Below are 14313 nucleotides of genomic sequence, written 5' to 3'. Positions count from 1 at the left end.
TATAGGAATGTCATAATGAAACGAGTCGTAATCACCGGTATGGGTATTGTTTCAAGTATCGGTAACAACGTCGAAGAAGTTCTAGCGTCTCTTAAAGCGGGCAAATCTGGCATCACTGCATCTGAGCAGTTCAAAGAACACGGTCTTCGTTCGCAAGTATGGGGTGACCTAAAAATCAACCCGGCGGAACACATCGACCGTAAGCAGATGCGCTTTATGGGTGATGCGGCTGCTTATGCATACCTATCAATGGAGCAGGCAATCGCAGACGCTGGTCTTACAGAAGAACAGGTTTCAAACGATCGTACCGGTATCGTTGCAGGTTCTGGCGGTGCTTCTGCATACAATCAAACGGTAGCGACAGACACGATGCGCGCCAAAGGCGTAAAGCGAGTTGGTCCTTACATGGTTCCTCGTACTATGTCTTCTACTGTTTCTGCCTGTCTTGCTACGCCATTTAAGATTCGTGGCGTGAACTACTCAATGAGCTCTGCATGTGCAACATCTGCACACTGTATCGGCCATGCTATGGAGCTTATTCAACTAGGCAAACAAGATATTGTTTTTGCTGGTGGCGGCGAAGAGCTAGATTGGTCTCAAACTATGATGTTTGATGCGATGGGCGCACTGTCAACCAAATACAATGACACGCCAGACAAAGCATCTCGTACATACGATGCAGACCGTGACGGTTTTGTTATCTCGGGCGGCGGCGGCATGCTGGTTATTGAAGAACTAGAGCACGCACTGGCACGTGGTGCGAAAATCTACGGTGAAATCGTAGGTTACGGTGCGACATCAGATGGCTACGACATGGTAGCGCCATCAGGTGAAGGCGCAATTCGTTGTATGAAGATGGCGATGCAAGACGTTGATGGTGTGGATTACATCAACACGCACGGCACATCGACACCAGTTGGTGACGTGAAAGAGCTTGGTGCTATCCAACAATTGTTTGGTGAGAACAGCCCTGCAATCTCTGCAACAAAAGCAATGACTGGCCACGCACTCGGCGCAGCGGGCGTGCACGAAGCAATTTACTCAACACTTATGCTAGACAAAAACTTCATTGCTCCAAGCATCAATATTTCAAACTTGGACGAAGCAGCACAAGGTCTGGACATCGTGACAGAAGCACGTGATGCAGAGCTAACGACCGTAATGTCAAACAGCTTTGGCTTTGGCGGCACAAACGCAACTTTGGTTATTAAAAAGTACCAAGGTTAACTGAATTTGTTGGCGCCTTGCGAGAGTACTGTAAACGCCAACAATCCAGTTTCCAGAGCTTGATCAGTCACACTGATCGAACAGACGCAGACTCTATCCCATGGAGAGCGGGATAGGATCCTTTTGTTCTGGAACTTTGCCCGGCTATTTAGCCGGGCTTTTTCTTTTCTCTGTTTCTGCTTTTCTCTAGGCTTCCCGTCAATTGATTCTATAGGAGTTACCTCCTTGAGGTTTATTGGTGTTATATCTTGAGATTTTTCGGGAAAAGGGCACAATCGCTTTAGTTTCGCATCTTGCGAATAAACGAACTCTTACAAATGGATGTTAGAACGCTGGCGCTATGAAAATTATTGTTGATGAAAATATGCCGTATGCTGAAGAACTATTCAGCCAACTCGGTAACGTAATTCTAAAACCAGGTCGTACACTGACCGCCGATGATTTAGTGGATGTTGATGCCCTAATGATTCGCTCAGTCACCAAAGTGAATGCTGACCTGATCAGCAAAGCAAACAAGCTGAAGTTTGTTGGTACGGCCACGGCAGGCATGGATCATGTTGACCAAGCACTCTTAAAAGAGAAAGGCATTTTCTTCACTGCGGCGCCAGGGTGTAACAAAGTGGGTGTGGCGGAATACGCGTTCAGCGTGATGATGGTGCTCGCTCAGCAACAAGGTTTCTCGGTATTTGACAAGACGGTAGGTATTATTGGTGCAGGCCAAGTAGGTAGCTACCTAGAGAAATGTTTGAAAGGCATGGGTATTGAAGTTCTCATCAATGACCCATTCAAACAAGAGGCTGGTGATCCTCGTAGCTTTACTCCGTTGACAGAACTGATTGAAAGCTCAGACATCATTACACTACATACGCCAATCACCAAAGGTGGCCCATACCCAACGCATCATTTGATTGATGAGAAGGTATTAAATGGTCTCCGCAGCGATCAAATTTTGATTAACGCGGCTCGAGGTCCCATCGTTGACAACGCTGCTTTGAAACAACGTCTTTTGAAAAATGATGGCTTTACAGCGGCACTCGACGTATTTGAATTTGAACCAGAGGTTGATATGGAGCTTCTGCCTCTGCTAGCATTCGCAACCCCTCACGTTGCAGGCTACGGCTTGGAAGGGAAAGCTCGCGGTACAACGATGATTTTCAACAGCTACTGTGAGTTCTTAAATAACGAATTACGTGCGCATGCCAGCGATTTACTGCCAACCGCGCCTGTTCCTACTATGGTATTGGACAGAGCTTGGGACGAAGCAACACTGCATAACATCACGCAGTTAATCTATGATGTGCGTAGAGATGACGCTCTTTTCCGCCGTGAAATCAGTAAGCCAGGCGCTTTTGACCTGATGCGTAAAAACTACTGGGATCGCCGTGAATACAGCGCTGTCACGCTAGTGGGTAACAAAACATGTAACCTTGTTCCATTAGCAGAACTAGGTTTTCAGATTGAGGTAAGTCAATGAGCCAGCAATATAATGTTGCCATTTTAGGTGCGACCGGTGCGGTCGGTGAAACAATTTTGGATGTGCTTCAAGAGCGCAAATTCCCAGTAGGCGAAATCTTCCTACTCGCGAGTGAGCGCAGCGAAGGCAAGACTTACCGCTTCAATGGTAAAACGGTACGCGTTCAAAACGTAGAAGAGTTCGATTGGTCTCAAGCGCATATCGCACTGTTTTCTGCTGGTGGTGAGCTATCAGCCAAGTGGGCTCCAATTGCCGCTGATGAAGGCGTGATTGTTATCGACAACACATCACACTTCCGTTATGAGTACGACATTCCTCTTGTTGTGCCAGAAGTAAACCCAGAAGCGATTGCAGAGTTCCGTAACCGTAACATCATCGCCAACCCAAACTGTTCGACTATCCAAATGTTAGTCGCACTTAAACCAATCCACGATGCTGTCGGTATTGAGCGTATCAACGTTTCAACTTATCAATCGGTATCAGGTGCGGGTAAAGCGGGCATTGATGAGTTGGCTGGTCAAACCGCTAAGTTGCTAAATGGTCTGCCAGCTGACAAGAAGCAATTCTCTCAACAGATCGCGTTTAACTGTATTCCACAAATCGATCAGATGATGGAAAACGGCTACACCAAAGAAGAAATGAAAATGGTGTGGGAAACACAGAAGATCTTTAACGATCCATCAATCACAGTCAATCCAACGTGTGTACGTGTTCCTGTATTCTACGGTCACGCAGAAGCACTTCACATTGAGACTCGTTCACCTATCGATGCACAAGAAGTTGTTAACTTGCTTGAGCAAACAGACGGTATCGAAGTGTTCCACGGTGAAGACTTCCCTACACAAGTTCGCGATGCGGGCGGTAAAGACCATGTAATGGTTGGCCGTATCCGTAACGATATCAGCCATCATAGCGGCGTAAACCTGTGGGTTGTTGCTGATAACGTGCGTAAAGGCGCGGCAACTAACGCGGTGCAAATCGCAGAAGTTCTGATCCGCGATTACTACTAAGTCGCTTACAGTTCATTTCAAAGCCTCGCACAGTGCGAGGCTTTTTTGTACGAACGAAACAAAATAGTGTGAGATTAGTACGAATATGGCGAGAGCCACACATTTTTTATTCTCAACGCTATAGTTTTGCATGCGATATCCGATATATTTAACCGATCACCATTTCAAATTGTATCTAGCACAAAACTGAGCCTTCTATGCGTCAAAATTATAAGCGTTTGTTAGCAGCCCTTGTGTTGATGAGCGCGACTCAGACATCATCAGTGGTTCAAGCCGAAGGAATTCGTCTTGTTGGACCGTCTGGTGAAGTGCAATCATCTCCAAGCTATGCTGAAGATATTGAGCGAGCATTACCTGCTCCTCCTGCGAATACTCAACCGGCACGTTTCTTTGGTCCGACTGGTGAAAATCAAACACTATGGTCGATCGCTTCAGAATTACGACCTTCACGCGGTGTTACCGTTCAACAAACGCTTCTTGCCATTTACCGAATTAACCCTCAAGCGTTTGAGAACCAAAACATTCATGAATTGATCCCAGGGAGTCGGCTACGAGTACCTTCTCTAGAGCAAGTGCAAAGCGCGACCACAGCGCAAGCTGTTGCGATTATGAAGGCGCATGAAGCTAAGTTAAAACAGCCGAAGCCGACAAATAGAGCGACGCCAGCACAACGAGTCACCGAACAACCAAAGCCACAAATTAAAGTAGAACCCAAGCCTGCGACTAAGCCAGAGACAGTGGCAGCAAAGGAGCCAAAACCAACTCCGAAAACAATACCCGTCATCCCTGCGCCACCAGTAACCACCTCTCCGCAGGGTGAAAAGCAGGTCAGTGCGCTAAAGGACAAACTTCAAGGCTCACAAAGTGAATTAGACTCATTAGAAGAGAAGAACCATCGTCTTCGATTGATGCTGTCAGAAGTGCAAAGCGAAGTCGAAACTTTGAAAAGCGAGCTGAATGACGAAGAACGCATTCGCTCAGAAGTCGAGAAGCTGCTTGCTGAAGAACGCCAGCGCCTTGCTGAACAACAACGCATGCAACCAAGCACCATGGACAAAATTTTGTCGAATGGTTGGCTTGTTGGTCTTGCGGCATTAATTCCTGGTGCTTTGATTGCGTTGCTAGTTGTTATGCTTCTTGGTCGACGCTCTAAAGCGAAAGAGGAAGATGCGGCTGCACAGGAACAGCAAAACGTTGATCCTCTTGCGGCGCCAATCGGTTTAGCGGCGGCGGATGAGCTTGATGAAGAGCTCACGCTTGATGATGAATTGTTTGCAGATGAAGATATCAACACACAGTCTTTACAAGAAGAGAAGTCAGATTTAGAAGAAGACGTCTTTGCTAACCTCGACGATGAAGAACTTGATTTCAATCTGGAAGGGGACGATGACCCATTTGCAGATATTGGCGATGACGGCGACCTAGATGTTGGTCTGGATGAGTTTGAATCATCGAACAATGGTATCCAAGTCAACGGCGAAGAAAAAGCGCTTGGTTTAGAAGAAATGGAGCGAGCCTTAGATGAGGTTGCTCCAGAACTAGAAGTGCTCGATGACGATGAGTCTGGCTTCGATCTTTCGGATGATACGAATGAGAAATCAGACTCGCTTTCAGACGACGCATTTGCCGAGTTACTTGCAGCCGATGAGCCGTCAGAAGAGTTACCAAGTGACACTGTCGACCAGGATATGCTTGATGACTTGTTTGCTGAACTTGGCAACGATGACTTCGATTTAGATACTGATGAGCCTGAGTTAAAACAGCCTGTGTCGGATGATGACTTTAGTGTAGGAGAGGCATCTGACGACGATATCGATAAGCTATTGGCCCAGTATGAACAACCGGCTAGCGAATCGGAAGTTCGAGAAGCTGACGCCAATGAAGGTCCTGTTCTAGATGAAAACAGTACAGAGCTACTCGATGAACTCATTGATTTTGATGAAGATGACACAGACGAGTTTGATCCACTAAACGAGCTAGAAGCAATCTCTGGTTTTGAAGGTGATGACTCGATCGAAGAGTTAGACGCAGATAGCACAGACTTACTGGATGAACTCATTGATGATGTTACCTCTGAACTTGATGAAGAGACTGAAGCTGATTTAGATCCGTTTGATGATCTGATTCGAGAGGACGAGAGCCCAGAGCAGAATAAATCGGAAGAGGAAGAGTTACTGAAATCACTTGGTTTTGGTGAGCCAGACGCCGACGAAAAGCCATCTTCCGTAGTTGAGTCAGAACAAACTCATGAAGATCAGGACATTGAGTCTGGATTGGACATCGACGCTTTATTAAGTGAAAGCCAACCAGACACGCAACAAGCTGCAAAAGAGCAACCATTAACCGAGCCAGAGGCTGCTTCAGAGCCATTTAGCAGCGATGAATTTCTTGGTGATTTAGAGGACCTCTCACCAGAGAATGATCCTTTAATGAGCGAGCTAGACGACCTATTTGAGTCAGACAGTGAAGAACTTCTGCCAACAGAACAAGAAAAAGCGGATTTTTCTGCTGAACTTGACGCTCTATTTGATAGTGAAGACGATTTACCGCAGCAAGTTGAAAAAACACAAACGGAGATAGAGGAAGCTTCATCACTACAACAAGAGGCTACCGATACTGATTCAACACAAGAACCATCCGTGGAGTCCGGTGCTGAGGTACAGCCTCACGTTGAGCAAGAGGAAGACATTCCAGCCTTCACGCCGACACCAAATACAATAGAAAATGAATTCGGTGTTCCACAAGAAGAAGATTGGCTACTGGATGAGCCTGAATTGGAGCCGGAAACTGAGTCGACCAACGATTCAGAAGAAGAATTCAATTTTGATGAGCTAGATCTTCCAGAATTCAGCGAAGAAGATGCTCTAGCATCTATGGCTGGCGAACCTGCGTTAGAAACGTCCGAGTCCGTTGAACCAGAACAAATTGAAGCCGACTTGCCAGCTGAGTCCGAAGAAGAGTTCAATTTTGACGAGCTGGATCTTCCAGAATTCAGTGAAGAAGATGCCCTGGCGTCCATGGCTGGCGAACCTGCGTTAGAAACGTCCGAGTCCGTTAAACCAGATCAAGTCGAAGCTGACTTACCAACCGAGTCCGAAAAAGAGTTCAATTTTGATGAGCTCGATTTGCCAGAGTTCAGTGAAGAAGATGCACTGGCGTCTATGGCTGGCGAACCTACGTTAGAAACGTCCGAGTCCGTTAAGCCAGAACAAGTTGAAGCCGACTTGTCAGCTGAGTCCGAAGAAGAGTTCAATTTTGACGAGCTGGATCTTCCTGAGTTTAGTGAAGACGACGCATTGGCGTCTATGGCTGGCGAACCTGCGTTAGAAACGTCCGAGTCCGTTGAGCCAGAACAAGTTGAAGCCGACTTGCCAACTGAGTCCGAAGAAGAGTTCAATTTTGATGAGCTCGATTTGCCAGAGTTCAGTGAAGAAGATGCACTGGCGTCTATGGCTGGCGAACCTGCGTTAGAAACGTCCGAGTCCGTTGAGCCAGAACAGGTTGAAGCCGACTTGCCAGCTGAGTCCGAAGAAGAGTTCAATTTTGATGAGCTCGATTTGCCAGAGTTCAGCGAAGAAGATGCCTTGGCGTCGATGGAAGAAGAGCCAGAATTACCGAGCTCTGAGACTGCAGATATAGAACCAATCTCCGGTGAGGATGAAGAGTTAAGTTTTGACGACCAAGATCTTCCAGAGTTCAATGAGGAAGATGTTCTCGCGTCAATGAACGAGGGTGCGCCAGAGAGCCCTAAGGTTGAAGCAGAGACATCGAGACCAGCTATTCAAGCCGATAACGATCATGATGCTTTGTTTGAAGTATTTGCGCAGCAAAACGGCTTTGATACTGACCCAAAAGTGCAGCCAACAGCGACAGAGGGTGAGCCGCTCAGTAATTTGGATGATGAATCATCAATGGCTAACCTTCTTGCGGAAGACGCAAACTCAGAAGTATTTGAAGGTAAACTAGACAGTGACACCATCGCAAGTGCAGGTATGGATTTTGAAACCATGCTTGATGTTGGAGATGATTGGGATGGCTTTAAACCCGCTGCTGATAACGTAAGTTCTACTGAAGAAGTGCCTGAGGACCAGCGTGATGTTTGGAATTCGAGTGATGCACTAAGTCAGCCAGAGATCGCGCAAGAAAACTGGGCAGAGCAAAGCGACTTGGATGACTTCGACCCGAAGAAAAATCAATTTATGACGATTGATGAATTGATGGCTCAGGTCGACAGAGAAGGTGGTGAGTTCGAAGAAGAAGACCTTAAGCTCGATGTCGGATTGAACGAGTTTCCAGATGTTATCGGTGAGATCGGCGATATTGACGTAGATAGCAATGCTGAAGCGGCTGGGAAACTGGATTTGGCTAAAATCTATCTCGAGATGAACGATTCTCAAGGGGCGATTAAACTACTAGAAGAGGCGATTGTTTACGGTGAGGATGATATTCGCCGCGAAGCAAAAAGCCTGATTGACGCCATTAATGGCCGATAAACCGAAACAAAAGGGTAGCGTTTGCTACCCTTTTTGTGTCCCGTTAGTATGATGCTACCTTTATGTCACCCTTGGTGAAGCTGGCAACTTGAGGTGACTTGAGTATATACTTCCCGCCCCATTTTAGAGTTCGAAGGTTAAGATGAGAATCGCATTAGGTATCGAGTACAACGGTACAAACTACTTTGGTTGGCAGCGCCAAAGAGAAGTGAAAAGTGTCCAAGAAGAGCTAGAGAAAGCATTGTCCGTCGTCGCTAATCACCCAGTTGAAGTTCAGTGCGCTGGTCGGACAGACGCAGGCGTGCATGGCACGGGACAAGTTGTGCACTTTGATACCAACGTTACTCGAAAAATGGTAGCTTGGACCATGGGCGCAAACGCGAACATGCCGAGCGATATAGCGGTTCGTTGGGCTCAAGAAGTTTCAGATGATTTCCATGCAAGATTCTCAGCGACAGCGCGCCGTTATCGTTACATTATTTTCAATCATGCTTTACGTCCAGGCATCTTAAACTCGGGGGTTAGTCACTATCATGGTGAGCTCGACGAGAAAAAAATGCATGAAGCAGGGCAGTTCCTACTCGGCGAAAATGATTTTACGTCGTTTCGCGCGGCGCATTGTCAGTCTCGCAGTCCATTTCGAAACTTGATGCATCTGAACGTTACGCGCCATGGAAACTATGTGGTTATTGATATTAAAGCCAATGCGTTCGTGCATCATATGGTTCGTAATATCACGGGTAGCTTGATAAAAGTTGGACGTGGCGAAGAGAGTCCAGAATGGATCAAGTGGTTATTAGACGCCAAAGATCGCAAACTAGCGGGTGCGACAGCGAAAGCGGAAGGTCTGTACCTGGTAGATGTAGACTACCCAGAAGAGTTTGGGTTACCTGAAGTGCCGATCGGTCCACTGTTTTTACCAGATAATTTGAACTAATTTTACAAACTTATTTCAAAATATCGGTAGTGTTTACATTGAATGTGAACGGAAAACATACGCTATTTACGATATCAAAAATAGGTACAACCAGTTTTTTATCTACAGTAGCTGCAAGATATGGTTTAATCCGTCGGTATTATGTCGAATTTATATCTTTCGCAATGAAGCGGAAGAGTTGAGAGAAAAGGTCTTCCATGAGTTGGCTTGAAAAGATTTTAGAGAAAAGCAATCTAGTAAGTTCACGCAAAGCTTCTATCCCAGAAGGTGTGTGGACTAAATGTACCTCTTGTGAACAGGTTTTATACCATGCAGAGCTAGAGCGTAACTTAGAAGTTTGTCCAAAGTGTAACCATCACATGCGTATGAAAGCGCGTCGTCGTTTGGAAACATTTTTAGATGAAGGTAATCGAGTTGAATTAGGTTCTGAACTTGAGCCACAGGATAAACTGAAATTTAAAGATTCTAAGCGATACAAAGAGCGTATCTCTGCTGCACAAAAAAACAGCGGTGAGAAAGATGCGCTAGTTGTGATGCAGGGTGAATTGCTTGGTCTGCCGCTTGTGGCGTGTGCGTTTGAATTCTCCTTCATGGGTGGTTCAATGGGTTCAGTCGTTGGTGCTCGCTTTGTGAAAGCAGTGGATGCAGCCATTGAAAATAACTGTGCGCTTGTTTGTTTCTCAGCAAGTGGTGGTGCTCGTATGCAAGAGGCTTTAATGTCTCTTATGCAAATGGCAAAAACCAGTGCTGCGCTTGAGCGTTTATCAGAAAAAGGTCTGCCGTTTATTTCTGTTCTAACTGACCCTACAATGGGTGGTGTATCAGCAAGTTTGGCTATGTTGGGTGATATCAACATCGGTGAACCTAAGGCCCTCATTGGCTTTGCTGGTCGTCGTGTAATCGAGCAAACTGTACGTGAAGATCTTCCTGAAGGTTTCCAGCGTAGTGAGTTCCTACTTGATCACGGTGCTATTGATATGATCGTTGACCGTCGTGAAATGCGTCAGCGTGTGGGTGGTCTTATCGCTAAGATGACTAACCACAAGTCTCCTTTGGTGGTTTCGGTTAACGAATCTCCAAATGAAGAGCCATATTCTGTACCAGAAGCGGACGAAAAAGGGTAAAGTATCAACTAACATAAAAACCAAAGAATTTAATGGTTAAAGTTAGATGACCCAAAACCCAACTCCTCAAGCCACATCTTCATTAGAGATGTGGCTTGATTATTTAGCAAATATTCATTCCTCAGCAATTGATCTAGGCTTAGACCGTGTCCAAGCGGTAGCAAACAAAGCCAATCTTACCAAACCAGCTCCAACCGTAATCACCGTTGCCGGAACCAATGGCAAAGGCTCAACGTGTGCGTTAATGGAAGCCATTTTACTTGATGCTGGCTATTCAGTCGGTGTTTACAGTTCTCCGCACCTGATTCGTTACAACGAGCGTGTACGCATTAATGGCGTTGACGTTGTAGATGCAAAGCACTGTAAAGCATTCGATTATGTAGAAAAGCAGCGTGGTGATGTTAGCCTTAGCCTCTTTGAATTCGGTACGCTTGCTGCGCTACGTATTTTCCAAGTAGAGAAAGTTGATGTTGTCTTACTTGAAGTAGGACTTGGCGGCCGTCTAGACGCCACTAACGTTGTTGACCATGATGTTTCTGTTATTACGAGCTTAGCGATCGATCATGTGGATTGGCTTGGTGATGACATCAATGTTATTGGTTTTGAAAAAGCGGGCATTTACCGTTCAGGGAAGCCAGCAATTTGTGGTCAACCGACGCCACCAGCGACCGTGGCGGCTCATGCTGACGATATTGGTTCTGAGTTCTTCCAAGTAGGTATTCAGTACGATTACCAACTAACTGATAATGGTTGGAAATGGAGCAGTGGGGCATTTGAGTTAGAGGATTTACCAATCCCATCGCTACCATTACAAAATGCAGCCACTGCACTGATGGCACTAGGGGCTTCGGAATTGCAAATCACTGACATAAATATTGTCAATGGCTTGAATAATGCGCGTTTGGCGGGGCGTATGCAAGTACTGCATCACGAACCTGAAATAGTCCTTGATGTCGCTCATAACCCGCACTCTGCTGAGTATTTGGTAGAGAGAGTGAAGCAACAATATCTGGGTAAGAATATCCATATTGTGGTTGCAATGCTGCATGACAAGGACATTAAAGCAACCATTGAAGCTCTAACTCCAGTTGCAACACAATGGTATCCAGCGTCGCTTACTGGACCGAGAGCGGCGACCGCTGATGAATTGTGCCAATACTTACCTGATGGGCAAGTTCATTTTGAAAACCCTGTTGACGCCTTCGAGAGTGCGAGAAGCCACGCAAAGACAGGAGACGTTATTCTGGTGGTTGGCTCATTCCATACCGTCGGAGAGGTATTGGAACATTGGCAATCAAATAATAAATAAGTAAAGGTATTTTGATGGCAAGTAAATTCCAAAGTCGTTTAGTCGGCACCATCATTCTAGTCGCAGTCGGAGTCATTGTTCTTCCCGATGTGCTAGATGGTAAGAAACTGCACTACAAAGAAGAATTTGCCAGTATTCCTATCAAACCAGAACTTGATAGTGATGTGGAAAACTTCGAAATACTAGAGCCAGTGGAAGACGACATTACGTTACCGGATTCTCCGGTTGAAGCTGTAGTGCAAGAACGTGAGGATGCTCAAGTAGCCGTTTCTGAGCCCGAGCCAGTGCCAACATCTAAACCTGAGGTCATCAAACAACCAGAGCAAGTTGAGGTCGTCACTCGTCCTGTTCAAGAGAAAAATCAATATGAAGATTCAGCTTGGATCATTCAGTTGATGGCACTTAAGAATCACGAAAATGCTGTCGCGCTTGTCGCGGATTTGCAAAAGCGTGGTTATCAAGCTCACACAAAGAAAGAAAACGAGTTTACGAGAGTGATTGTTGGCCCTGATGTGTCAAAAAGTAAACTTGAACGACAAGTTCAAGAATTACAAAAAATTACAGGTTCAAAAGGTCAATTGCTTAAATTTAAGCCATTAAATCCATAAGAAAACGTTTGCGTCAGCATTTTTTCTGTTAAAATGCGCGCCAACTTAAGATGAAGAAAAGATGAATTGGATAGATTTTATCATTTTAGGTGTGATCGGATTTTCAGCTCTGATCAGTTTAGTTCGCGGTTTTGCTAAAGAAGCTTTGTCTTTGGTGATTTGGTTCGGAGCGTTTTTTATCTCCAGTAATTACTATGCCAAATTGGCGGTGTACTTCACCAACATCGAAGATGATATGTTTCGTAACGGAGCGGCGATCGCGGCGTTATTTGTCGCAACCTTGGTAGTTGGTGCAGTGGTGAATTACGTCATTGGTCAACTGGTACAAAAAACAGGGCTATCAGGTACGGACCGAATTCTCGGGATTGTATTTGGTGGTCTACGCGGAGTCTTAATTGTTTCTGCGGTGCTGTTTTTTATGGATGCGTTTACTGCATTCCCAAGCTCGGATTGGTGGAAAGATTCACAGTTGATCCCTGAGTTCAGCCGTATCATCGCCCCATTCTTCGAGCATTTACAAGCAACATCAAGTTTTCTGTCTGGCACTATCTAGTAGTGCCAGCTACTGTCGCAAATCGAGGATTAGGACATGTGTGGTATTGTTGGAATCGTGGGCACAACGCCTGTAAACCAGTCTATTTATGACGCGTTAACGGTGTTACAGCATCGTGGCCAAGATGCCGCTGGTATTTGTACCATAGAAAGCAATCGTTTTCGTCTGCGTAAGGCGAACGGTTTAGTCAAGGATGTATTTGAAGCAAGACACATGCAACGCCTGCAAGGCGAGGTCGGAATTGGTCATGTTCGTTACCCTACAGCAGGCAGTTCAAGCGCTTCAGAAGCTCAACCTTTCTACGTAAACTCTCCTTTCGGTATTACACTTGCCCACAACGGTAACTTGACTAACGCTAACGAAGTTCGTCAGAAGCTGTTTGAAAAAGATCGCCGTCATATCAATACCACTTCAGACTCTGAAGTATTACTAAATGTACTGGCGCACGAAATTGACTCAGTAAAAGGAAATGTCACGACCGAAGACGTATTCCGCGCAGTTACCAATGTTCATCGCACAATTCGCGGTGCTTATGCTGTGACCGCCATGATCATTGGTCATGGTATGATTGCATTTCGTGACCCACACGGTATTCGCCCGCTCTGTTTAGGTAAGCGTGAAGTTAACGGCAGAGCAGAGTACATGGTTGCGTCTGAATCGGTGGCATTGGATGCGGTCGGTTTTGATTTCGTCCGTGATGTTGCACCTGGTGAAGCGATTTACGCAACGTTTGACGGTGAGCTTTACACGAAGCAGTGTGCAGATAATCCTAAGCTGAACCCTTGTATTTTCGAGTTCGTGTACTTTGCTCGTCCAGATTCGTTCATCGATAAAATTTCGGTATACAGTGCTCGCGTTGAAATGGGTAAAAAGCTGGGCGAACGTATTCGTGAAGATTACGCAAACCTTGATATCGATGTTGTCATTCCTATCCCTGAAACGTCTTGCGACATTGCACTGCAAATCGCTCAAGCGATCGATATCCCTTATCGCCAGGGTTTCGTGAAAAACCGTTATGTTGGACGTACGTTTATCATGCCTGGCCAGCAACAACGTAAGAAATCAGTACGTCGCAAGTTGAATGCTATTCGTTCGGAATTCAAAGGTAAGAATGTGTTGCTGGTGGATGACTCTATTGTTCGAGGTACAACGTCAGAGCAGATTATTGAGATGGCTCGTGATTCTGGTGCCAAGAAAGTGTACATGGTCTCAGCGGCTCCTGAAGTTCGTTTCCCGAACGTATACGGCATTGATATGCCAAGTGCTACAGAGCTTATTGCCCATGGCCGTGACAACGATACAATTTGTAAGCAGATTGGTGCCGATGCGCTTATTTATCAACGTCTAGAAGATTTGGTAGAGGCGGTCGGTCTTGGAAACCAAGATATTACTCAGTTCGATACATCCGTGTTTAACGGCGAATACGTAACGGGTGATATTGACCAACAATACCTAGACTTTTTGGATGGTCTTCGTAATGATGATGCGAAAACACAACTTGAAATCCAACAGGATTTAGCAAACCTAGAGCTTCATAACGAAGGCGCATAGGGTGCGTTTTCTTAAGTCGTAAAAAAA

10 protein-coding genes are annotated in these 14313 nt (G+C 45.7%); all 10 read left to right on the top strand.

Translation table 11 applies throughout. The features are described 5' to 3' along the window. Positions 1–15 precede the first annotated feature (15 nt). Positions 16–1227 carry a beta-ketoacyl-ACP synthase I gene (gene fabB / locus R7044_RS16195; protein ID WP_005380557.1) on the top strand — a complete coding sequence of 404 codons (1212 nt, stop codon included), beginning with the start codon at positions 16–18 and terminating at the stop codon, positions 1225–1227. A gap of 340 nt (positions 1228–1567) precedes the next feature. After that, complete coding sequence (locus tag R7044_RS16190) at positions 1568–2701, top strand: 4-phosphoerythronate dehydrogenase (protein ID WP_225455681.1); 1134 nt, start codon at positions 1568–1570, stop codon at positions 2699–2701. Next, positions 2698–3711 (top strand): aspartate-semialdehyde dehydrogenase, encoded by a 1014-nt coding sequence (locus R7044_RS16185; protein WP_005380562.1) that lies wholly within the window; start codon positions 2698–2700, stop codon positions 3709–3711. Before R7044_RS16190 ends, R7044_RS16185 begins: the two co-directional genes overlap by 4 nt. A gap of 197 nt (positions 3712–3908) precedes the next feature. Then, positions 3909–8204: a FimV/HubP family polar landmark protein gene (locus R7044_RS16180; protein WP_225455680.1), complete on the top strand. Its 4296-nt coding sequence runs from the start codon at positions 3909–3911 to the stop codon at positions 8202–8204. Positions 8205–8346: 142 nt separating this feature from the next. Further along, complete coding sequence (truA, locus tag R7044_RS16175) at positions 8347–9141, top strand: tRNA pseudouridine(38-40) synthase TruA (protein ID WP_033907367.1); 795 nt, start codon at positions 8347–8349, stop codon at positions 9139–9141. Between the two features lie 197 nt (positions 9142–9338). Next, positions 9339–10265: an acetyl-CoA carboxylase, carboxyltransferase subunit beta gene (gene accD, locus R7044_RS16170; RefSeq protein WP_005380583.1), complete on the top strand. Its 927-nt coding sequence runs from the start codon at positions 9339–9341 to the stop codon at positions 10263–10265. Positions 10266–10311: 46 nt separating this feature from the next. Beyond that, positions 10312–11574, top strand: a complete 1263-nt coding sequence (gene folC / locus R7044_RS16165; RefSeq protein WP_033907364.1) for a bifunctional tetrahydrofolate synthase/dihydrofolate synthase — start codon at positions 10312–10314, stop codon at positions 11572–11574. A 14-nt stretch (positions 11575–11588) separates the two neighbouring features. Beyond that, a complete protein-coding gene (locus tag R7044_RS16160; protein ID WP_005380588.1) occupies positions 11589–12182 on the top strand; it encodes an SPOR domain-containing protein in 594 nt (197 codons plus the stop codon). 61 nt (positions 12183–12243) lie between these two features. Continuing rightward, complete coding sequence (locus R7044_RS16155) at positions 12244–12735, top strand: CvpA family protein (RefSeq protein WP_005380590.1); 492 nt, start codon at positions 12244–12246, stop codon at positions 12733–12735. 36 nt (positions 12736–12771) lie between these two features. Then, the gene (gene purF / locus R7044_RS16150) at positions 12772–14286 is read left to right on the top strand and encodes an amidophosphoribosyltransferase (RefSeq protein WP_005380592.1); all 1515 of its coding nucleotides are present in this window, start codon (positions 12772–12774) and stop codon (positions 14284–14286) included. Positions 14287–14313 lie beyond the last annotated feature (27 nt).

This window comes from Vibrio sp. 1402, assembly GCF_033340275.1.
The sequence above is the reverse complement of the archived record's forward strand: the minus strand, read 5'-3'. Positions and strand labels throughout refer to the sequence as shown.

Coding starts and splice junctions, on each gene's coding strand:
- truA (WP_033907367.1), top strand. CDS start 8,347: ATGAGAATCGCATTAGGTATCGAGTACAACGGTACAAACTACTTTGGT.
- R7044_RS16185 (WP_005380562.1), top strand. CDS start 2,698: ATGAGCCAGCAATATAATGTTGCCATTTTAGGTGCGACCGGTGCGGTC.
- R7044_RS16190 (WP_225455681.1), top strand. CDS start 1,568: ATGAAAATTATTGTTGATGAAAATATGCCGTATGCTGAAGAACTATTC.
- folC (WP_033907364.1), top strand. CDS start 10,312: ATGACCCAAAACCCAACTCCTCAAGCCACATCTTCATTAGAGATGTGG.
- accD (WP_005380583.1), top strand. CDS start 9,339: ATGAGTTGGCTTGAAAAGATTTTAGAGAAAAGCAATCTAGTAAGTTCA.
- R7044_RS16160 (WP_005380588.1), top strand. CDS start 11,589: ATGGCAAGTAAATTCCAAAGTCGTTTAGTCGGCACCATCATTCTAGTC.
- fabB (WP_005380557.1), top strand. CDS start 16: ATGAAACGAGTCGTAATCACCGGTATGGGTATTGTTTCAAGTATCGGT.
- R7044_RS16180 (WP_225455680.1), top strand. CDS start 3,909: ATGCGTCAAAATTATAAGCGTTTGTTAGCAGCCCTTGTGTTGATGAGC.
- purF (WP_005380592.1), top strand. CDS start 12,772: ATGTGTGGTATTGTTGGAATCGTGGGCACAACGCCTGTAAACCAGTCT.
- R7044_RS16155 (WP_005380590.1), top strand. CDS start 12,244: ATGAATTGGATAGATTTTATCATTTTAGGTGTGATCGGATTTTCAGCT.